At 68.0% G+C, this 25,290-nt stretch carries 24 protein-coding genes; 5 read left to right on the top strand and 19 right to left on the bottom strand.

Annotated features, from left to right (window positions below; all coding sequences use genetic code 11):
• Positions 1 to 195 precede the first annotated feature (195 nt).
• Both nadC and nadA read right to left on the bottom strand, forming a co-directional pair.
• Positions 196 to 1,086, bottom strand: a complete 891-nt coding sequence (gene nadC / locus GSI01S_RS05080) for a carboxylating nicotinate-nucleotide diphosphorylase (protein WP_006895371.1) — start codon at positions 1,084 to 1,086, stop codon at positions 196 to 198.
• 5 nt (positions 1,087 to 1,091) lie between these two features.
• Positions 1,092 to 2,102 carry a quinolinate synthase NadA gene (nadA, locus tag GSI01S_RS05075; RefSeq protein ID WP_051999609.1) on the bottom strand — a complete coding sequence of 337 codons (1,011 nt, stop codon included), beginning with the start codon at positions 2,100 to 2,102 and terminating at the stop codon, positions 1,092 to 1,094.
• An 84-nt stretch (positions 2,103 to 2,186) separates the two neighbouring features.
• Between nadA and GSI01S_RS20465 the strand changes: the two genes are divergently transcribed.
• Both GSI01S_RS20465 and GSI01S_RS05065 read left to right on the top strand, forming a co-directional pair.
• Positions 2,187 to 2,843: a hypothetical protein gene (locus GSI01S_RS20465; RefSeq protein ID WP_231650325.1), complete on the top strand. Its 657-nt coding sequence runs from the start codon at positions 2,187 to 2,189 to the stop codon at positions 2,841 to 2,843.
• A 54-nt stretch (positions 2,844 to 2,897) separates the two neighbouring features.
• Positions 2,898 to 3,578, top strand: coding sequence for an NUDIX hydrolase (locus tag GSI01S_RS05065; RefSeq protein WP_006895368.1), 681 nt, complete (start codon positions 2,898 to 2,900; stop codon positions 3,576 to 3,578).
• A 26-nt stretch (positions 3,579 to 3,604) separates the two neighbouring features.
• On the opposite strand, the gene GSI01S_RS05060 is transcribed toward GSI01S_RS05065, so the two are convergent.
• The 6 genes from GSI01S_RS05060 to GSI01S_RS05035 all read right to left on the bottom strand — a co-directional run bounded on the left by GSI01S_RS05060 (position 3,605) and on the right by GSI01S_RS05035 (position 8,838).
• On the bottom strand, positions 3,605 to 4,231 hold the full coding sequence (locus GSI01S_RS05060; protein WP_006895367.1) for a DUF2567 domain-containing protein: 627 nt from the start codon (positions 4,229 to 4,231) through the stop codon (positions 3,605 to 3,607).
• The gene (gene bsaP / locus GSI01S_RS05055; protein ID WP_039866961.1) at positions 4,228 to 4,467 is read right to left on the bottom strand and encodes a biotin synthase auxiliary protein BsaP; all 240 of its coding nucleotides are present in this window, start codon (positions 4,465 to 4,467) and stop codon (positions 4,228 to 4,230) included. The genes GSI01S_RS05060 and bsaP overlap by 4 nt, the downstream gene beginning before the upstream one ends.
• Before the next feature lie 68 nt (positions 4,468 to 4,535).
• Positions 4,536 to 5,573, bottom strand: coding sequence for a biotin synthase BioB (gene bioB, locus GSI01S_RS05050; RefSeq protein WP_006895365.1), 1,038 nt, complete (start codon positions 5,571 to 5,573; stop codon positions 4,536 to 4,538).
• 108 nt (positions 5,574 to 5,681) lie between these two features.
• Positions 5,682 to 6,380: a dethiobiotin synthase gene (gene bioD / locus GSI01S_RS05045; protein ID WP_006895364.1), complete on the bottom strand. Its 699-nt coding sequence runs from the start codon at positions 6,378 to 6,380 to the stop codon at positions 5,682 to 5,684.
• The gene (locus GSI01S_RS05040) at positions 6,377 to 7,507 is read right to left on the bottom strand and encodes an 8-amino-7-oxononanoate synthase (RefSeq protein ID WP_006895363.1); all 1,131 of its coding nucleotides are present in this window, start codon (positions 7,505 to 7,507) and stop codon (positions 6,377 to 6,379) included. Before GSI01S_RS05040 ends, bioD begins: the two co-directional genes overlap by 4 nt.
• On the bottom strand, positions 7,504 to 8,838 hold the full coding sequence (locus tag GSI01S_RS05035; RefSeq protein WP_006895362.1) for an adenosylmethionine--8-amino-7-oxononanoate transaminase: 1,335 nt from the start codon (positions 8,836 to 8,838) through the stop codon (positions 7,504 to 7,506). Before GSI01S_RS05035 ends, GSI01S_RS05040 begins: the two co-directional genes overlap by 4 nt.
• Before the next feature lie 127 nt (positions 8,839 to 8,965).
• On the opposite strand from GSI01S_RS05035, the gene GSI01S_RS05030 reads away from it, so the two are divergent.
• The 3 genes from GSI01S_RS05030 (at position 8,966) to treY (ending at position 14,162) form a co-directional block, all read left to right on the top strand.
• Entirely contained in the window at positions 8,966 to 9,532 is a 567-nt protein-coding gene (locus tag GSI01S_RS05030; RefSeq protein WP_006895361.1) for a TetR family transcriptional regulator, read from the top strand.
• Positions 9,533 to 9,647: 115 nt separating this feature from the next.
• Positions 9,648 to 11,804 carry an acyltransferase family protein gene (locus GSI01S_RS05025; protein ID WP_006895360.1) on the top strand — a complete coding sequence of 719 codons (2,157 nt, stop codon included), beginning with the start codon at positions 9,648 to 9,650 and terminating at the stop codon, positions 11,802 to 11,804.
• Positions 11,805 to 11,846: 42 nt separating this feature from the next.
• Positions 11,847 to 14,162: a malto-oligosyltrehalose synthase gene (treY, locus tag GSI01S_RS05020; RefSeq protein ID WP_006895359.1), complete on the top strand. Its 2,316-nt coding sequence runs from the start codon at positions 11,847 to 11,849 to the stop codon at positions 14,160 to 14,162.
• A gap of 27 nt (positions 14,163 to 14,189) precedes the next feature.
• Here treY and GSI01S_RS05015 read toward each other — a convergent pair whose 3' ends face one another.
• The 11 genes from GSI01S_RS05015 to GSI01S_RS04965 all read right to left on the bottom strand — a co-directional run bounded on the left by GSI01S_RS05015 (position 14,190) and on the right by GSI01S_RS04965 (position 25,233).
• Positions 14,190 to 14,927, bottom strand: a complete 738-nt coding sequence (locus tag GSI01S_RS05015; RefSeq protein WP_039866959.1) for a hypothetical protein — start codon at positions 14,925 to 14,927, stop codon at positions 14,190 to 14,192.
• 10 nt (positions 14,928 to 14,937) lie between these two features.
• A complete protein-coding gene (locus GSI01S_RS05010; protein ID WP_039866956.1) occupies positions 14,938 to 16,107 on the bottom strand; it encodes an MlaD family protein in 1,170 nt (389 codons plus the stop codon).
• Positions 16,095 to 17,195: an MlaD family protein gene (locus GSI01S_RS05005; protein ID WP_006895356.1), complete on the bottom strand. Its 1,101-nt coding sequence runs from the start codon at positions 17,193 to 17,195 to the stop codon at positions 16,095 to 16,097. Before GSI01S_RS05005 ends, GSI01S_RS05010 begins: the two co-directional genes overlap by 13 nt.
• Entirely contained in the window at positions 17,192 to 18,298 is a 1,107-nt protein-coding gene (locus tag GSI01S_RS05000) for an MCE family protein (protein WP_039866954.1), read from the bottom strand. The genes GSI01S_RS05005 and GSI01S_RS05000 overlap by 4 nt, the downstream gene beginning before the upstream one ends.
• On the bottom strand, positions 18,292 to 19,284 hold the full coding sequence (locus tag GSI01S_RS04995) for an MCE family protein (RefSeq protein ID WP_006895354.1): 993 nt from the start codon (positions 19,282 to 19,284) through the stop codon (positions 18,292 to 18,294). The genes GSI01S_RS05000 and GSI01S_RS04995 overlap by 7 nt, the downstream gene beginning before the upstream one ends.
• Positions 19,281 to 20,315 carry an MlaD family protein gene (locus GSI01S_RS04990; RefSeq protein ID WP_006895353.1) on the bottom strand — a complete coding sequence of 345 codons (1,035 nt, stop codon included), beginning with the start codon at positions 20,313 to 20,315 and terminating at the stop codon, positions 19,281 to 19,283. Before GSI01S_RS04990 ends, GSI01S_RS04995 begins: the two co-directional genes overlap by 4 nt.
• Positions 20,312 to 21,607 carry an MlaD family protein gene (locus GSI01S_RS04985; protein WP_006895352.1) on the bottom strand — a complete coding sequence of 432 codons (1,296 nt, stop codon included), beginning with the start codon at positions 21,605 to 21,607 and terminating at the stop codon, positions 20,312 to 20,314. The genes GSI01S_RS04990 and GSI01S_RS04985 overlap by 4 nt, the downstream gene beginning before the upstream one ends.
• Positions 21,608 to 21,610: 3 nt before the next feature.
• The gene (locus tag GSI01S_RS04980) at positions 21,611 to 22,477 is read right to left on the bottom strand and encodes an ABC transporter permease (RefSeq protein WP_006895351.1); all 867 of its coding nucleotides are present in this window, start codon (positions 22,475 to 22,477) and stop codon (positions 21,611 to 21,613) included.
• A gap of 1 nt (position 22,478) precedes the next feature.
• Complete coding sequence (locus GSI01S_RS04975; protein WP_006895350.1) at positions 22,479 to 23,324, bottom strand: MlaE family ABC transporter permease; 846 nt, start codon at positions 23,322 to 23,324, stop codon at positions 22,479 to 22,481.
• Between the two features lie 288 nt (positions 23,325 to 23,612).
• Positions 23,613 to 24,995, bottom strand: coding sequence for a threonine ammonia-lyase IlvA (ilvA, locus tag GSI01S_RS04970; RefSeq protein WP_006895349.1), 1,383 nt, complete (start codon positions 24,993 to 24,995; stop codon positions 23,613 to 23,615).
• The gene (locus GSI01S_RS04965; RefSeq protein WP_039866952.1) at positions 24,952 to 25,233 is read right to left on the bottom strand and encodes a hypothetical protein; all 282 of its coding nucleotides are present in this window, start codon (positions 25,231 to 25,233) and stop codon (positions 24,952 to 24,954) included. The genes ilvA and GSI01S_RS04965 overlap by 44 nt, the downstream gene beginning before the upstream one ends.
• Positions 25,234 to 25,290: the final 57 nt, after the last annotated feature.

Here is a 25,290-nt window from a genome sequence, read left to right as displayed (position 1 = left end):
CAACACCAGCCGCGGCGGGACAAGACCGCCCGGATGGCGGATCAACCAGATCCACCACGCCGAACTCCTACCGGACCACCAACCCCAACCGCCGCCCGAACCCAGCGAATCCCGGATCGAGAACTACCTCGACACACTCCTGGCCGCCTGACCGGACACACCCGGCCGGGCACAGGAGTGCGCGAACACCGTCGGTCACATGTCCAAGCCGAAGTCGAGGACCGTGACCGAGTGGGTCAATGCCCCGACGGCGAGGTAGTCCACACCGGTCCTCGCGTAGTCCATCGCCGAGTCCAGTGCCAGTCCGCCTGATGATTCGAGCTTCGTCTCGGGCGACCGCGTGTCTCGGCGCTGCACCGCCATCTGCGTCTGCCACGGCTCGAAGTTGTCGAGCAGAACCAGCTGGGGCGCGAGCTCGAGGACCTCGTCGAGCTGCTCCAGCGAATCGACCTCCACCTCCACCGGAACATCCGGCGCCGCAGCGCGGACCGCTTCGAGCGCCTGCGCGACACCGCCCGCGGCGACCACGTGATTGTCTTTGATGAGCGCGGCATCACCGAGACCCATCCGATGGTTCACTCCGCCGCCCGCCCGGACCGCATACTTCTGCAGCGCGCGCATACCGGGCAGCGTCTTCCGCGAATCCCGGATCTGTGCACGCGTGCCGTCCACGGCGTCGACCCACGCAGCCGTCGCCGTGGCGATACCGGACAGATGGCACAGCAGGTTGAGGGCGGTACGCTCCGCGGTCAACAACGAGGTCGCCGGGGCACGCAGCGCGAGAGCGACCGACCCGGGTTCGACGCGCGAGCCATCGTCGAGTTGCTCGGTGACTACGTAGTTATCGCTCCCGATCACCTCGTCGAACACGGCCCGGACCACCGGCAGGCCGGCGAGCACGCCGGGCTGGCGGGAGACGATCTTCGCGTCCGCGACCGTCTCCGGTGGCACGGTCGCCAGCGTGGTGATGTCGGGACCGTATCGAAGATCCTCCAGGAGTGCCGTGCGGATCAGAGCGATGAGTTCCTCGTCGACGACGAGATCCAGATCGCCGGTTGCCTGTTGCTGACCGATGAAGGAGTTCACTCCGCCTATTCTCCGCTACCGGGATTGCCGATCGCGATCATCCTCTCCACCGAGCGCCGTGCACGGGCGGCCACATCCGGAGCGACGTGGACTTCGTCCTTGCCCTCGGTGAGGCATCGCAGCAGCGCCGCCGGGGTGATCATCTTCATGTACGGGCAGGCTGCACGATCGTTGACCGGCTGGAAGTCGATCTCCGGCGCCGCACGACGCAGCTGGTGCAGCATGCCGACCTCGGTCGCCACCAGCACCTGCTTGGCGTGAGTGGCTCGCGCGGCGTCGATCATGCCGCCGGTGGAGAGGATCTTGACGCGCTCCTGCGGCACGACGCCCTCGCCCGACAGATAGAGCGCCGACGTGGCGCACCCGCACTCGGGATGAATGAACAGGTCGGCGCCGGGGTGACTCTCGGTCTGTTCGGTGAGTTCATCGCCGTTGATGCCGGCGTGCACGTGGCACTCGCCCGCCCAGATGTGAATGTTGTCGCGCCCCGTCTCACGCTTCACGTGGGCACCGAGGAACTGGTCCGGCAGGAACAGCACGTCCTTGTCCGGATCGATCGACGCGACCACGTCCACCGCGTTCGACGAGGTGCAGCAGATGTCCGTCAGTCCCTTCACCTCAGCGGTGGTGTTGACGTACGAGACGACGACCGCGTCCGGGAACTCAGCCTTCCAAGCACGCAGGTCGTCCGCGGTGATCGAATCGGCGAGCGAGCAGCCCGCTCGCTCGTCCGGGATCAGTACCCGCTTCTCTGGACTCAGGATCTTGGCGGTCTCGGCCATGAAGTGCACACCGCAGAAGATGATCTCGTCCGCATCGGTCTCCGCGGCGATCCTCGACAGTGCGAGCGAATCGCCGACATGGTCGGCGATGTCCTGAATCGCGGGCAGCTGGTAATTGTGAGCCAGGATCGAGGCGTTGCGCGCCTTCGCCAGCCGCTTGATCTCCTCGGCCCACTCGGCCGTCGGCTCCACGCCGCCGTAGGCGGGCGGAATACCGTGGCGGGGGTCGGGCATGCCGAGTTCGGTCTCGGTCCGGGTGATCACGGTTCCAGTAGTCATGACGACTGCTCTCCCATCGCGTGGTCTCGAGCGCGGGCTGTGCGCCAGAGGTTTTCGACCATAGATCGAAAACACCTCGTCATCGTAACACCTGTGATCGACGACGCATTCCCGCCCGGTCGTGACAGCGTTCGGGCGCGCTGTCAGCGGGAACGCCAAGGCCTGCCGGTGCAGTGGGCTACGGTGCTTCCATTCACGTGGGACGAGGCCGAAGAGGTGACTGCATCGATGGCGACACGACATGTGACGCGGATACTCGTGGCCGTTGCGGTTCTATTGGCGGTGGCTGTCGCGGTCGCGGTCACGATCGTCCTGATGGACCCTCAGCGATCGAACGACGCCGCAGCTCCGCCGGCGACCGTCACCGTGTCGGTCACGCAATCCCCGCCGTCCCAGACCGAGAGACCCGACCCGCCGGCTGTCGAGGAGCCGGTCACGGAGGAGGCACCGCCGGTCGTCGAGGGTTCGGAGTGTTCGGACTCGGAAGTACGCACTTTCCAGACAGACGCCTCCGGCCGCAGTCTGGTCTGCGGCTACTCCGGTAGGCCGACGCCGCACTGGCTCCAGCACGGAGACGACGACGGAAGCGTCCACAATGTCGGCGATCCCTGCGACAGCAGCGTCGATCGGGTGTCGCGGGATCCGTCGGGACTGTTCATCATGTGCGGCGGGAGCACCTGGGTCACTCACCCGTGACCGTCCACCGGGACCGAATGCGCAGCGGAACGACCGTCTCCTAATCTGGATCGCATGGCCGAAACCACCGTGCGCGTCGAGGTGCTCACCGCTGTCTTCCAGGTGCGCGAAACCGACGTCGACGTCCCGGCGCTGCATGTGCTGCTGCATCGGTGCGAGCAGGCCGGATGGGCGTTGCCCGGCGGACCGATCGTTGAGCGCGAGACGCTGGGGGCGGCCGCGCTGAGATGGCTCGGTGCCCGCGCCGGGCTCACTCGGGTGGCCCACCTCGAACAGCTGTCGGTGTTCTCCGACCCGGACCGCGTGCCCGAACAGCGAACCGTCGCATCGACTTTCCTGGCGCTGGTGCCGAGCGATATCCCCGCCGAGACCGTCGCCGATGCCGCATGGTTCGCCGTCGACGAGTTGCCGGAACTGGCCTACGACCACCGCGACGTCATCGACCTCGCACGGCATCGTCTGGCGGGCAAGCTCTCGTACACCAACATCGCGTTCGCTCTGGCGCCGAGCCAGTTCCCGATGTCCGAACTCTCCGAGATCTATGGAGCGGCGCTGGGCTACCCGGTCGACTCGACGAATCTGCTGCGGGTCCTCTCACGCCGCGGAGTGGTCGTGGCGACGGGAACCGTCGGCCGCACCGGCCGGACGGGTGGCCGTCCGCCCGCGCTGTATGAGTTCGCGGACGCTCGGATCAGGGTGACCGACGAATTCGCCGCGCTGCGCCCACCCATGTGACGGCCCGCACTTCCCCACGTCCCGCCTCAGCGTCCGCTCGGGTCTCCCGGTTGCGAGGGCGGCACGACCTCGCCGCCGTCGGATGCTCCGACCGCACCGACCGGCAACGGCTCGCGCATCTCACCGAACTCGTCCGCAGGCAGATCGCCCACGCCGAGATCTGCGTGCGCGCTCGAGAGAACGCACACGAGATAGACCAGCGCGCCGGCCGTCGGCGCACACAGCAGCAGCACCCAGGCCGGACCGACGTCGCCGTCGAGCCAGAGGTTCACCGTCCCGGAGTAGGAGCCCGGTACGGACCGCTCGATCTCGCCGTGCGACATCCGGCCGAAGCGGTCGGCCAGGTTCAGCGCGAGCGCCGACGTGGCGATGGACATCAGCACCACGAACGCGAATCCGCCGACACCCCTCGACGTGCGCAGCCCGAACCAGGTGGCGAGTCCGATCAGCACGCCCAGTCCGAGGCAGAGGAAGGAGAAGATCGCCACCCCGTCGAAGAGCTTCGCCGGGTCGGCCTCGGTCGCGAAACGCATCTGCCCGCCGTGTTCGACGACGACATCGGGTGCGGGAGCCAACAGCACCCACAGTCCTCCGACCGCCACCGCCGCGGCGAACAGCGCGAGTACGACCGCGACCACCCGGCGCGCGTTCATCGCTGTCCCAGCTCCGACGAGTCGACCGTTCCGTGCCTGGAGCACCGTGCATCCCAACCGTCCGGCCGCACCTGCACCACCATCCGGCGGCCGCACTGGCCGCAGAAGCGCGGCGGCTCCAGGCCGAGTCGCGCCGCAGTGGGAACCTCGTCCGCAGCCTGGAGTTCGAGCTCGATGCCGGTGTACACGCCGAAGCGCAGCGGCTGCTGCAGCGGACCGGGGATCACGCTCGTCATGGTCGACGCCTCCTGGAATCTGATAGCCGCGGCGGACGGGCCACGACCTTCGAGGCTACCGGCGCGGGTCACAGCGTGTCATTGAGGGCTTTGATGGGCATGCTCAGGTCGTCGAGCAGATCGAGATCGTCCTCCGCGGGCCGGCCGAGAGTGGTCAGGTAGTTGCCCACGATGACGGCGTTGATGCCGCCGAGGATGCCCTGCTTGGCTCCGAGATCGCCGAGGGTGATCTCGCGGCCGCCCGCGAACCGCAGGATGGTGCGGGGCAGCGCGAGCCGGAACGCGGCCACCGACTTCAGCGCCTCCGAGGCCGGCAGTACGTCCAGGTCGCCGAAGGGCGTGCCCGGACGCGGGTTCAGGAAGTTCAGCGGCACCTCGTCGGGCTCGAGCGCCGCGAGATCGGCGGCGAACTCCGCGCGCTGCTCGAGGGTCTCCCCCATGCCGAGGATGCCGCCGCAGCAGACCTCCATGCCCGCCTCACGCACCATCCTCAGGGTGCCCCAGCGCTCCTCCCACGTGTGCGTGGTGACGACCTTCGGGAAGTGACTGCGCGCGGTCTCCAGATTGTGGTTGTAGCGGTGGACACCCATCGCTGCGAGCTCGTCGACCTGCTCCTGCGTGAGCATGCCCAGGCTGCAGGCGATCTGGATGTCGACCTCGTTGCGGATGGCCTCGATGCCCGCGGCGACCTGAGTCATCAGTCGCTTGTCCGGTCCACGCACGGCGGCGACGATGCAGAACTCCGTCGCTCCGGTCTTGGCCGTCTGCTTGGCCGCCTCCACGAGCGACGGGATGTCGATCCAGGCGCTGCGGACCGGAGAGGCGAACAGTCCCGACTGACTGCAGAAGTGGCAGTCCTCGGGGCAGCCGCCGGTCTTGAGCGAGATGATGCCCTCCACTTCCACCTCGGGACCGCACCACCGCAGCCGCACATCGTGCGCGAGCTGCAACAGTTCGGTCAGGCGGTCGTCGTCGAGCTGCAGGACGCGCAGGACCTGGTCCTGACTCAGTCCCTCACCGCGCTCCAGGACCTGCTCGCGCGCGACGGCGAGGATGTCGGCGGTGTCCGCGGCTGCCGGAGCCGAGGTGTCGGCGGTCGTGGTCATGGGGAGATCTCCTTCGTGAATGGGTGTGAGGTTTCTAGGAACGTGCCGGTGACGCCCCGGGTGAGGGCGTATCCCCCTCGGCCGGCGCTGTGCGGCGCGTTCTCGGCGTCATGAACAGGTCGCGTCCACGTGGAACAGCGAGGCGTCGACCCACTTCGGTGCGGCGGCGCGGAAGTCGTCGGCCGGTGACCGCCCGACCCCTGCGGGGACGGTCGCGACGATCGGCGCTCCCGTCAGCCGTGGAAGGTCGGCGAGGTTGCACCGCATCGCGAGATCCGGTTCGCCGGGCCAGGAACCGATCACCAGACCGCGCAGCCTCACCCCGGCTGCGGCGATCGCCCGCGCGGTGAGTTCGGTGTGGTTGAGAGTTCCGAGCCCCGGGTCCGCGACCACCAGCATCTCCGCGCTGAGTCGGCGGGCGACGCCGAGCACGGTCAAGTCCGGACCGAGTCGCACCAGCACGCCGCCCGCACCTTCCACCAGCACCAGATCGGTGACGGCGGCGAGTCCCTCGGTCGCCGAGGCGATCGCATCGAGTGTCACCGGCTCCATTCCGGCCCGCGCGGCGGCGGTCTCGGGGGCCAGCGGCTCGGGATACCGTGCCGGCTCGCGCACCGGGATCGGTCCGGCCAGGCGGCGCACCTCGTCGAGGTCGCCCGGTTCGCCGGGCGCGACCCCCGTCTGCGCGGCCTTGCACACGCCGACGCGGAGTCCGGCGGCCTGGGCGGCGGCCGCCAGCGCAGCGACCGCGACCGTCTTGCCGACATCCGTCGACGTGCCGGTGACGACCATGATCCGCGCGGTCATGCGGCCTCCACCCGGCGCAGCGCGCCGGTCACGACTGAGGCCACGAAGTCGAGGTCGGCGTCATCGAGGTCGGCGCGGACGGTCAGGCGCAACCGTGAAGTGCCCTCGGGCACCGACGGCGGTCGGAAGCATCCGACGAAGACGCCCTGCTCCCGGCACAGCGCGGCGGCGTCGACCGCGGCCACCGGGTCGCCCACGATCAGCGACACCACTGCGGCGTCGGGGATCCCGCCACCGCAGGCGGCGGCGAGCCGGCGCACTCCGGCGCGGAGCCGGTCGGGCATCTGCGGATCGCCGCGCAGAATGCGCAGCGCCGCATGCGCCGCCCCGACGGCGGCCGGGTTGAGACCGGTGTCGAAGATGAAGGTCCGGGCATGGTCGATGAGATGCTCGCGGAGCAGATGCGTGCCGAGAACGATGCCGCCCTGTGCACCGAGCGACTTAGACCCGACCGTCGTGATCACCAGACCGGGAGCGCCGGACAGTCCCTGTTCGGCCGCGACTCCCCGCCCGCCGGGGCCGCGCACGCCCAGCGCATGCGCCTCGTCGGCGAGCATGATCGCGCCGTGCCGAGTGGCCGTGTCGTAGTACTCGCGGAGCGGAGCGATCCGGCCGTCGATGCTGTAGATCGAATCCGTCACGACCAGCGCGCGTTCCTCCGACCGTGCGGCGAGCACTCGCTCCACGGCATCGGCGTCGCCGCGCGGCACCACTTCCACGCGCGCCCGCGACAGCCGGCATCCGTCGATCAGCGAGGCGTGCGCTCCGGTGTCGCTCACGATGAGATCACCCCGGCCCACGAGCGCGGTGATCGCGCCGACGTTGGCCAGATACCCGGACGAGAAGGCCAGAGCGGCTTCGAAACCCAGGAACTCAGCGAGGTCGTTCTCGAAGTCGATGTGCGCCTGCGTGGTTCCCGCGACCAGACGGGAGGCGGTGGAGCCCGCACCCCACCGGTCGAGTGCGGCGTGTGCCCCGGCGATCACGTCCGGATGGCTCGACAGCCCGAGGTAGTCGTTGGACGCGAGGTTGATCTCGGTCGCTCCGGCCTGGCGCACCACGGGTTCCCGGTGCAGTCCTGCGTTCAGGGTCCGCGCGGCGATGTCCGCCAGCCACGGTGCGCTCATGATGCCAACTCCTCGTCCTCGCGGGTGTCTGCTTCCACCGACGCCTCCACCGACGCCCTCGCCGCCGCGGTCATGCCTGCTGTCAGCACGTCGATCTGTGCATCGGTGATGATGTACGGCGGCATGGCGTAGATCAGGTTTCGGAACGGCCGCACCCACACTCCGCGCGCGATCGCCGCGTCGGTGGCCGCAGCGACGTCGACCTCGCGATCGAGCTCGATCACCGCGATCGCCCCCAGTGTGCGTACGTCGGCGACGCCTGCCACCTCGGTCAACGACGCCAGCCCCGCGCTGAGCCGGCGGCCGATCTGCGGCACGCGCGTCCGCCAGTCCGATTCGGCGAGTACCTCCAGGGACGCACAGGCGACCGCGCAGGCCAGTGGGTTGGCCATGAAGGTCGGTCCGTGTGCCAGACCTCCCGCCTCGCCGCGGCTGATGGTCGCGGCGATCTCATCGGTGGTGAGGGTGGCGGCCAGCGTCAGGTAGCCGCCGGTCAGCGCCTTCCCCACGCACACGATGTCGGGGCTGACGGCCGCGGCGTCGACCGCGAAAAGGGTGCCGGTCCGGCCGAAGCCGGTGGCGATCTCGTCGCAGATCAGCAGCACGTCGTGGCGATCGCACAGTCGCCGCAGCCCCGCGATCAGCGACGGCGAGTGGAACCGCATCCCGCCGGCACCCTGGACCACCGGTTCGACGATCACTGCGGCCAGTCGATCGCGATGCAGTTCGAGTTGCGCGTCGAACATGGTCAGGTAGGCCTCGTCGGCGGACGCACCCGCACGCGCGTCCGGAGGCGCGGGGACGAAGACCTGCTCGGCGATCACTCCGCGCCACATCGAGTGCATGCCGCCCTCGGGATCGCAGACGCTCATGGGCGCGAAGGTGTCGCCGTGGTAGCCGCCCCGCCAGGTCAGCAGGCGGTGCTTCTCGCTGCGCCCGCGACTGCGCCAGTACTGCACCGCCATCTTCACCGCGACCTCCACCGACACCGAACCGGAGTCGGCGAAGAAGACCTTCTGGAGCGGATCGGGAGTCAGGCTCACCAGCGTCTGGGCCAGTCTCGCCGCGGGCTCATGTGTGAGCCCGCCGAACATCACGTGCGACATACGACGGGCCTGTTCGGCGAGCGCCGCGTCGAGTCGCGGGTGACGGTAGCCGTGAACGGCCGACCACCACGAGCTCATCCCGTCGATCAGTTCGGTGCCGTCGGCGAGCCGGATGTGCACGCCCGCGCAGTCCCGCACCACCAGCGGCCGCGTACTGGACGGGAAGCCGCCGTACGGGTGCCAGACGTGCTTCGCATCGATCTGCGCGATGGTGGTCTGGTCCATACCGGCCTCCTGTTCGTTGCACATCCCACACGGATTCCTCGATTCCTGGACACCGTACAGGACGTCCTGAACGATGTACAGGAGACGCCTGTACGACGTACAGGGCAGGTCAGGATAGGGTGGCGGTGTGAGCAACACGAGATCGGACATTCTCGCTGCGGCGCGGGCCATCCTCGCCGAGCACAGCCTCGCCGATCTCACGATGCGGCGGCTGGCATCAGATCTCGGCGTCCGGCCGAACGCGCTGTACTGGCACTTCCCGAACAAGCAGTCGATGCTCGCCGCGCTCGCCGAAGACATCCTCTCGACCGTTCCCGGGGCGTCCGAGGACATCGACTGGCTCGCCGATCTGCACCGGTTGGCGACGGACATGCGCCAGGCGCTGCTCGCCGTCCCGGACAGCGCCGAGGTGGTCTCCTCGGCTTGGGCGTCGGGACTGGCCGACCGCGGCATCGAGACGGTGATCGCCGACATCGCCGCCCGCGGCGGCCTCGACCGCCAGGCCCAGTCGGGTCTGGCGACGGCCATCTGCCAGCTGACCATCGGTCTGACGATCGAGGAGCAGACCCGGACACAGATGGAGCGGCTCGGCGTCACCGGACCGTCCGGCCGGGTCTTCGACGCGGAGTTCGACGACGCGCTCGAGGTGATCCTCGACGGCGCCCGGGCCCGCAGCGCCGCACAGACGCACTGACCCGCGCACCGCACCCGCCGCAGGCCGAGATTTCGTCCGGCGCAGGCGGGCACGTAGATTACTGAGGCGGCCACCCGCCCGGGAGGCCCGTGCCCGGAGAGAGAAACCAACGACAGTGCCCGCGTCCACCGATCGCCCTGCCACGGCAACGGCCCCGACGGTGCCCGCCTATCGTTCAGACCTCGACGGTCTCCGCGGCATCGCCATCGCCCTGGTCGCATGCTTCCACGTCTGGTTCGGCCGGGTCTCCGGCGGCGTCGACGTGTTCCTCACTCTCTCGGGCTACTTCTTCATCGGCTCGCTCCTGCGGCACACCATTCACAGCCAGTCGGTCAGCTTCGGGCTCGCGGAGACGATCAACCCCTGGCCGCGGTTCCAGCGTCTGCTCAAACGACTCCTGCCCGCGCTGTACACGGTGCTCATCGGGGTCGTGATCCTGACAGTCCTGGTGATCGCACAGACCCGCTGGCTCAACATCGGCCGTGAGACCTTCGCGAGCGCGCTCTACTACCAGAACTACTACCTCGCGAAGAACTCTCAGGACTACCTCGCCGCGAGCTCAGCGAACAGCCCGCTGCAGCACCTCTGGTCCATGTCCATGCAGGGCCAGTTCTTCGTCGGCGCCCTGATCGTCCTGCTCGCCATCGCCGGACTGATCAAGGTGGCGGGCCGCCGCTACGAGATGCTGACCCGCGCAGGCGTCATCCGCGGTGTCTTCGCGGTCGTCGTCGCCGCCGTCGCCGTCGCCTCGTTCGTCTGGGCGCAGCACCGGCTGCACGTCGATCAGCCCTTCAACTACTACGACACGCGCTCGCGCCTGTGGGAGCCGCTGGTGGGCGGGCTCCTGGCGATCTGGATGCCGCGGTGGCCCATCGCCGACCGCATCCGCAGCGCGGTCACCGTCGCAGCGCTGGTGTTGATCGCCACCTGCGGTTGGTGGATCGACGGTGTCGCCGAATACCCGGGAGCGCTCGCCTGGGTTCCGGTGGGGGCCACGCTCCTCGTCATCTGGGCCGGTCAGGCCTCCGACCGCCCGGCGCCGGCCGCGAACCGGATGCTCGCGAGCCGGCCCGCCGTGTGGCTCGGCGGACTGTCGTACTCGCTGTATCTGATCCACTGGCCGCTGCTGATCTTCTATCTCACCTGGCGCGGAACGCAGCACGCGAACGTCCTCGAAGGCGCGGGCATCCTCGCCGTCTCCCTGGGACTAGCGTGGCTGATGAAACGGTACGTGGAGGATCCGCTGCGCGGCGGCGGCCGCTCGTCGATGGCGCACATCCGGTGGCCGGCGCACCCGCGGATCACCTACGCCGCGATCCTGACCGTCATGCTGGTCGCGATGTCCGCCGGGACTGCCGGAGCCATTCGGGCGTGGGACCGTCACATGGCGACGGTCACCGTCGACACCGCGAACCTCGACCCCGCCCTGTATCCGGGTGCCCGCGCCCTGCTCGAGAACGCGCCCGTTCCAGCACTCGACCCGCAGCCGACGCCGCTCGCGGTGGCCGACGACCTTCCGCAGACCGGCCCGGACGGATTCATGAGCGACTTCGCCGCGACCGAGCCCGCGATCGGCGTCTACGGCGACCCGCACGGCACCAGGACCCTCGCCCTCGCCGGCGGCTCGCACGCCGAGATGTGGATCGGTGCCCTCGACGCGATCGGCAAGGCCAACGGATTCAAGGTCCTCACCTATCTCAAAATGGGCTGCCCGCTGACGTCCGACGAGAACCCGACGAAGCTGGAGGGCACGCCGTATCCCGAGTGCCGCACCTGGATTCTCAACGTGATGGCCGACCTCGAACGGACTCGCCCCGACGCGGTGTTCACGAACTCGACGCGGCCGGACCCGTCGGGCGCCGCCGATCACGTCCCGCAGGGGTACATCGGGATCTTCGACGAACTGACCGGCGCCGGGATCCCCGTCGTCGGAATCCGCGACGATCCGTGGCCGCACAACGACCGCGGGCCGATCAACACACCCGAGTGCCTCGCCGCAGGCGGCACCGCGCGCTCGTGCGGCACGGTGCGGACCAGCGCACTGCATCCGGTCGATCCGGCGACCGACTACGCCGCGCGCAACCCGCTGTTCCATCGGCTCGACCTCTCCGACGGGCTCTGCACCGCCGACTTCTGCCCCGCCGTGGTCGGTAACATCATCGTGTACAAGGACTATCACCACTTGAGCGCGACCTACGTCCGGAGCCTCACCCGGGAACTGTCGCGTCAGCTCTCCGCGGCACTGCCGTGGACCGGCCCGGAGATCCACTGACGCCTCACCTCCGGGGCCAGTGCAGGCGATCGGAGGACAGGTATGGCCGGCACCCCCGCCGACCCGGTGGCCACCTATCGCATCCAGCTCACGCCTGACTTCACGTTCGCCGAGGTGGCCGGGATCCTGCCTCATCTGTGCGAACTCGGTGTCAGTCACCTCTACCTCTCCCCCGTCCTGGAGGCGATGCCCGGATCGCGGCACGGCTACGACTGGTGCCCGCCAGGGCGGATCTCCGGTGTTCTCGGCGGGCCCGACGGCTACCGGCTGCTTCGCGAGCACGCCCGGGCCCTCGGACTCGGCGTCATCCTCGACATCGTCCCCAACCACGTCGGAATCGCGGACCCCGATCACAATCCCTGGTGGTCGGACGTGCTGGTGAACGGCCTGGACTCCCGGTACGCCGAGTACTTCGATCTCGACACCGAGGCCGCAGGCGGGATCGTCAACCTGCCCTACCTCGGCCGCGACGAGGACCTCGCCGATCTGCGACTCGACGAGCGCGGACGGCTGGTCCTCGGCACGCTCGCCGTACCCACCGCCCCGGGGACCGCGTCACCCGGCGACGACCCGCACGCGGTGCACGCCCGCCAGCGGTACCGCCTCGTCCGGCACGACAGCCGCCGCATCGGCTACCGCCGGTTCCTGGCCGTCAACGGGCTCGCCGCACTGCGGCAGGAGGTTCCGGAAGTCTACGACGCGACGCACTCGTGGCTCCGGGAACTGATCGCCGACGACTTGGTGGACGGCGTCCGCGTCGACCACGTGGACGGGCTGCGCGATCCCGCCGGTTACCTCCGGCGGCTGCGCGCCGATCTCGGCGACCATCGGCTCCTCTACATAGAGAAGGGGCTCGCGATCGGCGAGCGGCTCGACCCCGCCCTCCCCGTCGACGGCACCACCGGATACGACCAGCTCCGGCTGATCGAAGCCCGCTTCACCGCACCGACGGGGATGGTGGAACTCGACGAGACCTTCAAATCCGTCTCCGGCGTCCCGGGCGGCGGCGAACTCGGCGCTCTGGCGCGCGCACTTCGCCAGACCGTGCTCGTGGACCTGTTCCCCGACCGACTCCAGCGCGTCGGCGATCTGCTCTGCCGGCGTGCGCCGCACGTTCGCGCCCACCTCGTGCAGCAGGCCGCCGCCCTGATGATCTGCTCCGCGTCGGTCGCCCGTCCCGACTACCCCTCGCTGCGAAGCACGGTGTTGGCCGACATCGAACGGCTGCGGGACGCCAGTCCGATCCTGTCACCGGGGTTCGACGTCCTCCGTGACGCCTTCCACGACCCGGACTACGCTCCGGAAGCGGTCGCCCGACTCGGCGAAGCCGCGGTCGCGGTCTACGGCAAGGCCACCGAGGACATCGGGTTCCACCGCACCGCACGGCTGGTCTCCACGCAGGAACTCGGATGCAATCCGCGGGTCCCGGCCGTGAACCGCAACGACTTCCATGCGCGGATGACCGAGCGTGCGGCCCACTGGCCGCGGGCGCTGACTGCACTGTCGACGCACGACACCAAACGCAGCGAGGACGTCCGCGCCCGGATCGCGGTGATCGCACAGACGCCCCAACGGTGGCGGATCCTGGTCGACGAGCTGCAGCGGATCGCACCGCCGCCGGACCCGGTGATGTGCTACTTCCTCCTACAGAACGTGGTCGGCGTGTGGCCCGACGAGGGCCGGCCGGACGCCGACCTGGCCCGTCGACTCGCGGAGTTCGCGCGCAAGTCCATGCGGGAGAACGGCATCGTGTCGTCGTGGACCGACGTGGACGACGCTGCCGAGTCGGCCGTTCAGCAGTGGCTGACGAGTCTGCAGCACGGTTTCGCGGCGGAGCTGATCGCCGCGTTCGTCGCACTCATCGCCGACGCCGGCCGCGCCGAGTCGATCTCGCGCAAGGCCCTGTCGCTCCTGCTGCCCGGTGTCGGCGACGTGTACCAGGGCACCGAGTGGTGGGACCATTCGCTGACCGACCCCGACAACCGGCGGCCTGTCGATTACGGTCAGCGCCTCGACCATCCGAAGCTCCAGGCCGTGCGGACCGCTCTGGCGGTCCGGCGCAGGCATCCGGGTGCCCTCGCCCCGGGCAGCGACTTCATCGACGTCCCCGCGCGCGGGGTCTGCGCCTCGCACATCGTCAGCTTCGCGCGCGGCCGCGACGGCGAACCGCAGGTGGTCCTCGTCGCGGTTCGGCTGGCCCTGATGTTCACCGGCGCCGAGACCAGAGCTGCCGCCCAGGTGGAACTGCCCGCCGGAACCTGGCGCGATGCCGTCACCGGCGCGGTGTTCACCGGAACCGTCGGTGCGGACGTCCTCCTGGGCGACGGTCCGCTGGCCGTCCTCGAACCGGCGGATTGAGCCGCCGCGGGACGGCTATCCGGGTGGCTATCCGCCGGGGACCGGCGCGGGCGTCTGCGTCGGGGCGGGTGTCGGGATCTGCTGCTGCGCCTGCTGAGAGCCGACGGTGACTCCGGGACCTGCCTCGATCGCGCTCACGAGCCAGTCGCCGTCGACCTTCTTCATGTTCAGCTGGAGCAGGATCGCATTCTTGCCTCCGGTGGTGCTGATGGCGCTGGTGCCCGTCACGTCCACACCGAGGACCACCGTCGCCTGATCGGCACTGAAGGACTCGACCATCGAGGAGGTCACCGTGGTCTTGATGTTCTCGACCTTGTTCTCCTTCATGAACTCGGTGCTGACGACCGCGTCCGAGTCCAGTCGCTTCTTGAACTCACCGGTGCTGAGCGGGCCCACCGCGTCGCGCAGCGACTTGGCGTCCGCATTGGGACCGCTCATCGCCTGGAAGTACGTGCCGACGAAGTTCGACGCGGCGGCCTTGCTGTCGTCGAACGCCGCGAGTTTCTGGTCCTTCTCGTACAACTGCCATCCGCCGACCGCGATCACGGCGATCACGGCGACGACGAGCAGTCCGACGATCGCCTGCTTCACCCGGCGCATCGAGATCGTCACCGAGACGCTGTCGGCCTTCTCCCTGCCCGCCTTCCGCTCGGCGCGCTTGGCCGCATTGCCGGACTCCGAGGCGTCCATGGCAACGGCGGTGTCGTCGGCATCTGCGTCGTCGGGCCGGGCGTCCGAGATGTCTTTCGAGTCGTCTGAACTCATAAATCCTTCATCACTTGTCGAGCGGTACCGTGCGGGCGTTCGGATCGTAGTCCGGAGGCGGACCCGCCGTGTCGTCGCCCTTCGGTCGCGGTGCGTTCGCCGCCCCGCGGACCTGCATGGTCGGATCCTCGGTGACACAGTACAGATTCTTCGGCACGGTGAGTTCGAGGATCTTGGTCGGACGCACCGGAGCGATCTGGTAGTTGCACGACGGCCGCGGATACACCGATGCCAGCGCCCACCAGGCGCCGTCGTGGAACATCTTCTGTGCCTGAATGGACCCGTCCCGGATCGCGGGGAACAGGGTCGCCAGCGCCGGCGCGCGCAGTGCACCCTGTCGCGCGACGTCGAGGAACTGGGTCAGAACGTCGCTGAGCGGATCGGTGATCGTCGCCAGCGATCCGGCGAGGCTCGTGAACTGTTCCGGTCCGTTCCCCAGGAGCGTCCGCAGTTCCTTGTCGGCCGCGACCGTCGCGTCGAAGAGCGAGTCGAGCCCGCCGGCGAGGCGTCCGAGATCCGGTTGGACCTGCGCCGTGGTCTTGAGGATCGTTCCGGAGTTCTTGATCAGGGTGGTGGTCTCCGGCAGCACCTTCGCCAGATCGGCGAAGATCACGCCTCCGGAGTTGAAGACCGACTTGAGCTGGTTGGGCCCGCGGTCGTTGAGTGCGATCTCGAGTTCCTTGAGCGTCGCGGTGAGTTTCGGCGCATCGATCTGGCTGATGACGTCGAGCGTCGACTGCAGCATCCCCGGGAAGGCCGCCGTCACGTGCGTCTGGCCCACCTGGATCACATCTCCGTCCTGCAGGTACGGGCCGTCATCGGTGGTCGGGGTGATGTTCACGTACTGCTCGCCCGCTGCCGACAGGCCGAGTGCGGAGAACGTCGCTCCCTTGTTGATCTTGTAGTCGTCGCGCAGATCGAGAGTCACGTCGACGCTCTTGGGCGTGACCTGAATGGAACGGACCTCGCCGATCTGGGCGCCGCGCAGCATCACCTTGCTGGTGTCCTGCAGGCCGCCGGAGACCGGGAAATGCACCATGACCTGATACGTGCTCTGCCACGGACGCCAACTGAGACTGTTGAAGGCGAGGAACGCCAGACCCACCAGCATCACCACGACCAGCCCCAGGTTGCCGATCATGATCTTGCGTTTGCGCAGCCATCGCATCATGAGCAGCATCCCTTCGTTCCGGTGAGACGAGCGATGATGCGGGCGAGTGTCTGTTCCAGACTGTGCATGCCGTTGGTGACGTCCGCGCCTTCGGGCAACCGCGACGCCGAATCGAATCCGGCGCCCGGCGTCAGCCAGTACACCTTGGCCGAGACCGCCGCCGCACTTCCGGACGTCGACTTGACCCACTTCGGGTTCAGCTCGGCCATGCGGTCGGCGAGCGGCCCGAAGATCGGCGCCGCATTCTCCAGCGCCACCAGCGTGGTGTTGAGGTGGCCGAGCATCTCGCCGAAGTCGGCCTGCTCGGTGTTCAGGAAATCGTTGGTCGCGGCGGTCACCTTGTTCGTCTTGTCGAGGGTCGTCAGGATCATGCCGAGTTGGTCGTTGACCGTGTTGATCGCCGCGGGGAGCTTGTTGATCGCGGCGGCGATCTGGTTGCGGCCGTTCGCCAGTTCCTTCGACCACCGCGCTGTGACGGCCATCGATTGGTCGACCGCCGCCGAGTTCTTGTTGAACTTGTCGATCGCGGTCGTGAATCCCTCGATGGCGCCGTGCAGTTCGGGAGCATTGCCGCCGATGGCGGTGCTGAGCTCGGTGAAGATCCGCTGCAGGGAGCTCACCGAACCCGAGTCGACCAGACCCGTCAGACTCACGAGCAGGTCCTCCACCGTCGCCGCCGCCGAGGTGGGGCCGGCCAGGGTGCCGCCGTCGCGCACCATCCCCTTCGAGGTGTCCGCCGGCGGCTGCAGCGCGACGAAGACGTCGCCGAGCGGTGTCGCCTGACGCAGTTCGGCTCCGGTGCCGATCGGCAGTTCGGTGTCCTTCGCCACCTTCATCGTGACCTCGGCGCGGTAGTTCTTCGCGACGATGGACTCCACCTCGCCCACATCCAGGCCGCCGAGACGGACCTTGGCCTTGTTCGGCAGGTTGAGTGCGTTCTCGAACGAGGTGTGGACGGTGATCGAGTCGCTGATCCCGCCCGGGGCGGGCAGCGGGATCTGCTCCACCGTGACGCCGGGGACGGCGCCGCATGCGGTGAGGCTGACCGTGGTGACGAGTGAGACCGCCGCGAGACCGGCCTTGCGAATCCTGGTCATTTCTTGCTCAGCTCCAACAGTCCGGAATAGATGCCCAGGTCGGGGCCGAAGTCCTTCAGCTGACCGGTGTCGCAGCCCTTCTGGTTCAGGTTGATCGCATTGCAGAACTTGTTGAGCATCTGGTTGTCGAGCAGCGACTTGTCAAGGAAGACCGAGGTCCGCCACGCACCCTGTTCGGCCGAGATCGAGTTCGAGAGGTTCTGGAACAGCAGGGGCGCCACATCGATCGTCTCCACCACCTCGCGGGAGAAGTCCGACAGATTGGCCGCCAGCGACGCCATCCTGCCGGTCGCACCGCTGATCGCACCCGAGTTGGCGGCGAGGAACTCGGAGGTGTTCTGCAGGGTCTTGTTCAGGTCGTGCAGCGACGCGACGAGGCCGACCGACTGGTCGCCCAGCATGTCCGAGACCTGCGTCATCGACGACGAGAACTGCTGCATCTTCGGATAGTTGTCGGTGAGCGCCGTGGTGAGCGTGCTCAGCGACTTGATGATCGACATCAATGCGTCACCGTTGTCCGCGCCGAGCTTGCCCGCCTTCGAGAGCGCATCGAGCGCCTGCCGCAGCTTCTCGCCGTTGCCGGAGGCGATTCCCGAAGTCACGTCGACGAAGTCGGCGATCGGCCCCTCGCCGGGCCGGTCTCCCGACATGGCCTTGACGATCTTGTCGATCGAATCGAACAGCGTGCCGATCTCCACCGGCGCCTCGGTGTGGCGGATCACGTCGCCGTCGCCGAGCTTGGGTCCCTTGGTGTAGGTGGGCGACAGCTCGATGTGCCGCGTGGTCACGATCGAGGTGTTGACGATCGCCGCCGTCACATCGGCGGGCACGTCGACGCTGTTGTCGACGGTCATCGTGACCTTCACCCGAGTGCCCTGGGGCTCCACGGAGGTGATGCGACCGACCGGCATTCCGAGAACCGCGACGTCGTTGCCGGTGAAGATTCCCGACACGTCGTCGAAATAGGCTGTGACGGTGTTGGCCTGGCCCAGCGCCGCGGTCCAGGTGGCGGGCATCAGCGAGCAGCCGCTGACGGTCGTCGCCGTCACCGCGACCAGCGCCACCGCGGCCATCGCGCTCTTGATCCGGGACATCCTCAGCATCCGTCCACCACCCGCGCCGCGCAGAGCCAGTTGTCGGGGAACAGGCCCCACGGCAGGTAGCCGTTCGCATAGGGCCCGTCACCGGTGAGATTCGTGGTCAACCGGGCGGTGACCGGCAGGACGTCAAGCAGCTTGCGCAGGTTGTCGCGGTTCTTCTCGAGTCCGTTCGCAATCGTGTTGAGGTTCGCCATCACCGGTGCGAACTGGTCGCCGTTCTCCGCGGCCACCGCCGACGCCTGATCGGTGAGGGCGGCCACGCCGTCGAGCATCCGGGTCACGAGTTGTTCGCGAGCCACGATCTTGTTCGCCAGTTGGGCGCCCTGGCCGACGATGATCGACAGCGCGAACTGACTGTCGACGACCTGCTTGGTGACCGCATCGGTGTCTTTGAGCAGCTGGTTGATCTGATCGTGCCGATTGTTGAGCACGTTCGACATCCGGGTCAGCGCATCGAGTGTGGGTCCCATGATCGCGGGCGCACCCGCCAGCTGCGTGCTCAGCGTGCGGATGCTGTTGGTGAGGTCATTCGGTTCGATGCCCGCAAGCACCGGGGTGCCCTTGGCCAGGGTCTGCTGGAGGTCGTAGGGCACGTACGTGTGCTGGATCCGGTCGTTCGGCGTCGCCTTGTCGCTTTGCCCGAGCACGATGTCGACGTACCGCTGCCCCAACAGCGTCGACATCTTGATCTCGGCGGAGCCGTCGTCCTTGACCTCGACGTCCTTGTCGACCTTCATGGCGACCTCGACGTGGTCTCCGGCCAGTTCGGTCTTCGACACTTCGCCGACGTCGATGCCCGCCACGCGGACTTTGTCACCGGGACGGATTCCGCCCGCCTGTTCGAAGTCTGCGGTGTACGTCCGCTTACCGAGTCCGGCCGAACTCAGCCCGACCACGGCGACCAGGACGATCGCGATGACGACGACACCGAGGATCCCGTACCACAGCCGGCGGTTGCCGTGGAACGACCGGGCGAGACGCTTCTTCATCGGCACACCACCGAGTGGTTGGTGCCACCGATCTTGTTGATCAGGCCGGGCGGGAACAGGACGTCGCCGATGGAGATGTCGAGGTCACACGCGTAGATGTTCAAGTAGTTGCCCTGCATCATCACATTCGGGAAGTGTCCGAGGAAGATCGGCAGCTCGACCGCGAGCCGGTCCATCTTGGCGCCGTTGGCGATCAGTTTGCCGGTGGCGTCGTCGGCGGCGGTGCCGGCCGACTTGAGGGTCGCGCGGTTCTGCGCGAACACCTGGGCGAAACCGGTGGTGGTCTGGCCGAGCTGATCGATCGCCTTGCCGAACTGCTGAGAGTTGCCGTTGAGACCCTCGATCAGCTTTCCGGTGCTGTCGAGGAGGGTCTGCACCTGGTCGCCCTGTGAGGCCAGTTCGCGCATCACCACCCCCATGTTCGTGATGATCGCGCCGAGCACCTGGTCGCGGTCGGCCATGTCGCTCGCCACCTGCCCGATCTCGGCGATCGTGCGAGAGAGAGACACCTCGTCGCCCTGGAAGGCCTGGATCAGGCTCTCCGACAGCGTGTTGACCTGTTCGGGTGTCAGCGTGTCGAAGACCGGCTGGAATCCGGCGAGGAGTTTGGTGACGTCGAACGAGTCCTCGCCCGGCAGACGCAGCGCCGAGCCCTCGCTCAGCTGAGCCTGCGGTGTCGGACCGTCCAGCGAAAGCGCCAGGTACCGCTGACCGATCAGGTTCTGGTAACGGATCGCGGCCCGGGTGTTCGCGTACACCTTCTGATCGTGCTGGACCTCGAACCTGACGAGGGCCCTGCCGTCGTCGAGGTCGATGCTCTCCACGCGCCCGACGCGCACGCCCGCCATTCTGACGTCGTCGCCCTCCGCGAGCCCGGACGCGTCGTTGAACGTGGTCGTGTACCCGCTGGTCGGCCCGCTCACCGAGCGCTCGAGCGTGGACCAGATCAGATACGTCATCGCCAGCGCGACGATCGCGAACAGGGTGAATCCGATCAGCGGCTTGCGGATGGTCGATTTAGCGGCGCTCACCGGCCTCCCTCCTGCGGTGTCACGGCCGAGACCAGCGGGCCGAGCATGAGGCTGTCGGCCGAGGTCGGCTTCCGTCCGAGCGCGCCCTTGAGCGTCTTCTCGTCCTTTCCGGTCGTCACAGCACTGACCGGCTTCTGGGCGGCGGCCCGCTTCATTCCCGGCGGGTACACCGTCAACGGTCCCGACATGGTCGGGCCCGTGCCGGTCCCGGGGCCGACGCATCCCGGCCCACGGGCCGTCCCGTAGGGGCCGCCGTCGTAAACCGGGCAGTTCTGGCGCGTGTACTGCGCGAACGCACTGAAGCTGACGCCGAGGTTCAGCTGAACGTGGCCGTTCACGCCGGTGAAGACTCCGAGCACCCTGCCCGCCAGGACGTAGAGCTGCTGCAGCGCCTCGGGCAGTGAGTTCGGTTCCAGCGTGATCGCTCCGAGCATCGTGTTCAGATCACGCACGATCCGCTTGCCGCCGTCGCCGTTCTTGGCGAAGAGGGTGTGCACTTGGTCGAGCATCCCCTGGCCGGCCGACAGCAGTGCGGTCAGCTGGTCGGCGTTCTGCGCGATCGTCATCGCCGGAACCACCGACTTGCCGAGCGCGTCGAGCAGTTGCGGGGTCGACTGCGCCAGACCGCGGATCGCCCGGTCGAAGTTCTCGAAACCGGACGGTGCGCCCGGCGGGAACTGCGCGTTGATGGTCTTCCAGTAGGTGTCGAGAACACCGACGAAGGTGGAGAAGGTTGCGCCGCCGCCCTGCAGCGCGTCGGCGATGGTGCCGAGCACCATGCCGAGATCTTCGGGCGGGACACTCCGCAGCAGCGAGCGGAGCTCGTTCTGCGCGTCCTGCAGCCGGATGGTCGGCTCGGAGGTGTCGGCCTTCACCACGTCGCCGCCGCTGATCGACTCCGAGGCGGGATTCGCCGGCGCGATCAGCTCCACCGAGTTCACGCCGAAGAGGTTCGACGGAACGGTGCGCGCGGTGGTGTTCGCCGGGATGCCGGACGCCTGGTCCGGGTTCAGGATCAACGCGACGTCCTTCGTCGGGTTGTCACCGCTGCCGACCAGGGTGATCGAATCGACCGACCCCACGATGAAGCCGTTGTAGCGGACGTCGGCGCCGGGAACCAGTCCGTCGCCGACGTCGGTCAGCTCCGCGGTGACCTCGGTGCGGTCGTCGAACTTGCCCTCGTACCGGGCCAGCAGCAGTGCGAACACGACCACCGCCACGGCGAGGAACGCCAGCCCCCGCAGGAAGTACGTCTTGAGCGACGGATCGCGCCCACCAGTATCGATTCGCATCCGTCACCCCGATATCTTGATGCCGGCCGAGGTGCCCCAGAACACCAGCGTGAGGATCAGGTTCGCGAAGACGATCGTGATGATCGACAGCCGGATCGCATGCCCGGCCGCGACGCCCACGCCTTCCGGACCGCCCGACGCGAAGTATCCGTAGTAGCACTGGATGAAGGTCGTGAGCAGGACGAAGACTATGACTTTGAGGAACGAGAAGACCACATCGCGCGACAGGATGAATTCGTCGAAGTAGTGCAGGTAGGTGCCCGATCCCTGTCCCGACTGGATCTGGAACATGAACTGGCAGGCGATGTAGTTGGCGGCCAGCGAGATCGCGTACAGCGGGATGATCGACAGGACCGCCGCGGCCATCCGGGTCGTCACCAGATAAGGCAGCGGCCGGATCGCGATCGATTCGAGCGCGTCGATCTCCTCGCTGATCCGCATCGACCCGAGCTGCGCCGTGAACCGGCAGCCCGACTGTGCGGTGAACGCCGTCGCGGCCAGCAGCGGAGCGATCTCACGGGTGGTCGCGAACGCCGAGAGTCCGCCGGTGATCGGCGACATGCCGAGCAGGTTGAGCGCCGTGTAGCCCTCGATGCCGACGGTCGCGCCGCCCATCACACCGAGGATCACCATGACGCCGACGGTTCCGCCGCCGACGACGATCGCGCCGTTGCCCCACGCCACGTCGGAGAGCAGTCGCCAGACCTCTTTCCGGTAGTGCGTGAAGGTGATGGGCGCCAGTCCGATCGACTTCACGAGGAAGGTGATCAGGTGCCCCATCGCGACGATGCCGTCGCGCGGCGCCTCCCACAGCTTCCGCAGCCAGCCGAGCGGTTTGAGCAGCGGCGGTACGTAGCGTGACGCGGCCATCTCACACCACCTTCGCCGGCACGACGAGTGCGAACACCTGGGTGAGCACCACGTTGACGGTGAACAGCAGGATCACCGAGTTGACGACCGCCGCATTCACCGAGTTCGCGACACCGGCCGGGCCGCCGCTGGTGGTGAGGCCGCGGTCGCAGGCGACGATCGCCACGATGGCGCCGAAGATCACGGCTTTCACCAGGGCGAACAACAGATCGGGCACGCCGGCGAAGGAAGCGAACGTCCCCGTGTAGCTGCCGGGCGTCCCGCCCTGGAAGTAGACGTTGAACAGGTAGCCGGTGATGAAGCCGACGAAGCAGACGAAGCCGCAGAGCAGGAACGAGACCACCATCGTGGCGAGCAGCCGGGGCGAGATCAGACGCTGGATCGGGTTGACTCCCATCACCCGCATGGCGTCGATCTCCTCGCGGATCGTGCGCGAGCCGAGGTCGGCGGCGATGGCCGAGCCGACCGCACCCGCCAGCAGCAGCGAAGTCACCAGCGGCGCGCCCTGCCGGATGACGCCGAGGCCGGTCGCGGCGCCGGAGAACGACGTGGCGCCGATCTGGCCGGCGATGTTCGAGACCTGGATCGAGACGATGACGCCGATCGGGATCGCCACGAGCAGCGTCGGGAAGACCGACGTGGAGGCCATGAACGCGCACTGCCGGATGAACTCGCCGAAGGGGAAGCGCTTCTTGACGATGTCTTCGATGAGGACCTTGAACACTTCGACGAACATCGCGAGCTGACGGCCGAAGGTCTCGAAGGACTTCTTGATGTGCTCGTCGAACCATTTGCGGGCGCCGCTGTCGGACCAACGACGCGCAGCAGCACGTGGGTGCGCGTCCACCGTGTCTGTGCTCAATCCCCTGCCTTCGCCCTCTTCGCCTCCGCGGGTGCGGTGGGGAGTCGACAGTCGCCGCGCCCCCCGCCGGCCCCACCCCCGAGGGGGTGTTCGGTCGTAATATACACAGCGATTTCGGGAAAGTGTGCCAGGCGCCACACATAACTTCACCTATGTAGGAAATAGGCAGGTGACCCTCCCACGACGCCGGTAACCAGGTGATCGGGTGGTCGAGACGAGGACGGCGGCCGCCCCCGTCGTTACCGGGAGCGACCGCCGTCGCGCTGGGTCCGCCTACGTCAGGTAGCGGTACGCCGGAGTGTCCGGCTCGAGTTGTTCGACGTCCAGACGGGAGCGCTTCATCCGGTCCTGCAACCCGGACAGATCCGACGGGTCGCCGAGTTCCACGCCGACCAACGCGGCCCCGGTCTCGCGGTTGTTCCGCTTGACGTACTCGAACAGAGTGATGTCGTCGTCGGGACCGAGGACGTCGTCGAGGAAGCGGCGCAGCGCGCCCGGCTCCTGCGGGAAGTTCACCAGGAAGTAGTGCTTGAGACCGCGGTGCACCAACGACCGCTCGATGATCTCGCCGTAGCGGGAGACGTCGTTGTTGCCGCCCGAGACGAGTGCGACCACGGTGGCACCGGCGGGAAGATCGAGTTCGCGCACCGCGGTCGCCGCGAGCGCGCCCGCGGGCTCGGCGATGATCCCCTCGTTCTGGTACAGCTCGAGCATGGTCGAGCAGATCGCCCCCTCGCTCACATTCGTGATGGTGACGCTGCCCGGCGCGAGGTCGATCTCCGAGGCCTCGATCACCGGCACCCGCGGGTGCGAGGTGACGTCGGCGAGCACGGGGTGGTTCACCACCCGGGCCCCGGCGGCCGCCATCACGCCGTGCCCCAGGCCGCCGATGCGCTGCACTGCCGCACCGTCGACGAAGGAGTCGACGGTCGGCAGCGTGTACGGTGCACCGTTGACCAGCGCGGCCGCGAGCGACACGGCACCGTGCGGCTCCACGCCGACGATCGCGACGCCGGGGCACGCCGCACGCAGGTAGGTGACGATTCCGGCCATGCAGCCCGCACCGCCGACCGGCAACACGACGACGTCGGGATCGGCTCCGAGCTGCTCGAGGATCTCCTTGCCGATCGTGCCCTGCCCGGCCGCCGTGCGCGGGTCGTCGAAGGCATGGATCCACGTGGCGCCCGTGCGGATCACGTCGCTCTGGGCCGCGGCCGCCGCGGCGTCGTAGGTCTCACCGACCGGAATGAGCTCGACGAACCCTCGGCCATGCCACAGAATCCGGTCGCACTTCTGCTTGGGAGTGGTCGTCGGTACGTAGATCCGACCCTTGACCTGCATGGTGGCGCACGCGAACGCGACGCCCTGTGCGTGATTGCCCGCGCTCGCCGCGACGACGCCTGCGGCCAGTTCATCTGCGCTCAGCTGCGCCATGACGTTGTAGGCGCCGCGGATCTTGTAGGAGCGGACGGTCTGCAGATCCTCGCGCTTGAGATGCACTCGCGCACCGGTGGCGTCACTCAGGCGGGGGCAGTCCTCCAGCGGTGTCCGGCGTACGACGCCGTCCAGACGACGTGCCGCAGCCTCAATGCTCGCCGGGGTGAGGGTCGAATCAGCGGCGGGAGTGGTGTTCGGCGATGAAGTCACGCTCTCCATCGTCCCACCGTTCACGAAGCAGCACATAGCCGCCCCACCACACCGTGATCACCGCGACTGCACTGGCCCACATTGACGCCGTCCCGGAGCCGGTGAAGGTGAACACGAGCGCGGCGACGACCACGCCGGCGACCACAGCGGCCAGCTTGTACAGCGGCCACGGCACCCCGAACACCGGAACCTGCACGGCGCGATGCACAGTTGCGGGCTGAGGTGCCTGTCGGATCAGCGTGGTCATATCCACAGTGTAGCTCAGTCGACGAGTTGAGATTCGGTGAACCGAATCTCGGCCTCG

The sequence above is a fragment of the Gordonia sihwensis NBRC 108236 genome (assembly GCF_000333035.1).
GTDB classification, from domain to species: domain Bacteria; phylum Actinomycetota; class Actinomycetes; order Mycobacteriales; family Mycobacteriaceae; genus Gordonia; species Gordonia sihwensis.
This window is presented reverse-complemented; position numbering and strand designations above follow the sequence as displayed.

Bases quoted from the DNA above. Each gene is read 5' to 3' on its own strand.
- nadA (WP_051999609.1), bottom strand. From the start codon at position 2,102: ATGCCCGACCCCCGCCACGGTATTCCGCCCGCCTACGGCGGCGTGGAG.
- GSI01S_RS05065 (WP_006895368.1), top strand. From the start codon at position 2,898: ATGGCCGAAACCACCGTGCGCGTCGAGGTGCTCACCGCTGTCTTCCAG.
- GSI01S_RS05060 (WP_006895367.1), bottom strand. From the start codon at position 4,231: ATGAACGCGCGCCGGGTGGTCGCGGTCGTACTCGCGCTGTTCGCCGCG.
- bsaP (WP_039866961.1), bottom strand. From the start codon at position 4,467: ATGACGAGCGTGATCCCCGGTCCGCTGCAGCAGCCGCTGCGCTTCGGC.
- bioB (WP_006895365.1), bottom strand. From the start codon at position 5,573: ATGACCACGACCGCCGACACCTCGGCTCCGGCAGCCGCGGACACCGCC.
- bioD (WP_006895364.1), bottom strand. From the start codon at position 6,380: ATGACCGCGCGGATCATGGTCGTCACCGGCACGTCGACGGATGTCGGC.
- GSI01S_RS05040 (WP_006895363.1), bottom strand. From the start codon at position 7,507: ATGAGCGCACCGTGGCTGGCGGACATCGCCGCGCGGACCCTGAACGCA.
- GSI01S_RS05035 (WP_006895362.1), bottom strand. From the start codon at position 8,838: ATGGACCAGACCACCATCGCGCAGATCGATGCGAAGCACGTCTGGCAC.
- treY (WP_006895359.1), top strand. From the start codon at position 11,847: ATGGCCGGCACCCCCGCCGACCCGGTGGCCACCTATCGCATCCAGCTC.
- GSI01S_RS05015 (WP_039866959.1), bottom strand. From the start codon at position 14,927: ATGAGTTCAGACGACTCGAAAGACATCTCGGACGCCCGGCCCGACGAC.
- GSI01S_RS05010 (WP_039866956.1), bottom strand. From the start codon at position 16,107: ATGCTGCTCATGATGCGATGGCTGCGCAAACGCAAGATCATGATCGGC.
- GSI01S_RS05005 (WP_006895356.1), bottom strand. From the start codon at position 17,195: ATGACCAGGATTCGCAAGGCCGGTCTCGCGGCGGTCTCACTCGTCACC.
- GSI01S_RS05000 (WP_039866954.1), bottom strand. From the start codon at position 18,298: ATGCTGAGGATGTCCCGGATCAAGAGCGCGATGGCCGCGGTGGCGCTG.
- GSI01S_RS04995 (WP_006895354.1), bottom strand. From the start codon at position 19,284: ATGAAGAAGCGTCTCGCCCGGTCGTTCCACGGCAACCGCCGGCTGTGG.
- GSI01S_RS04985 (WP_006895352.1), bottom strand. From the start codon at position 21,607: ATGCGAATCGATACTGGTGGGCGCGATCCGTCGCTCAAGACGTACTTC.
- GSI01S_RS04980 (WP_006895351.1), bottom strand. From the start codon at position 22,477: ATGGCCGCGTCACGCTACGTACCGCCGCTGCTCAAACCGCTCGGCTGG.
- ilvA (WP_006895349.1), bottom strand. From the start codon at position 24,995: ATGGAGAGCGTGACTTCATCGCCGAACACCACTCCCGCCGCTGATTCG.
- GSI01S_RS04965 (WP_039866952.1), bottom strand. From the start codon at position 25,233: ATGACCACGCTGATCCGACAGGCACCTCAGCCCGCAACTGTGCATCGC.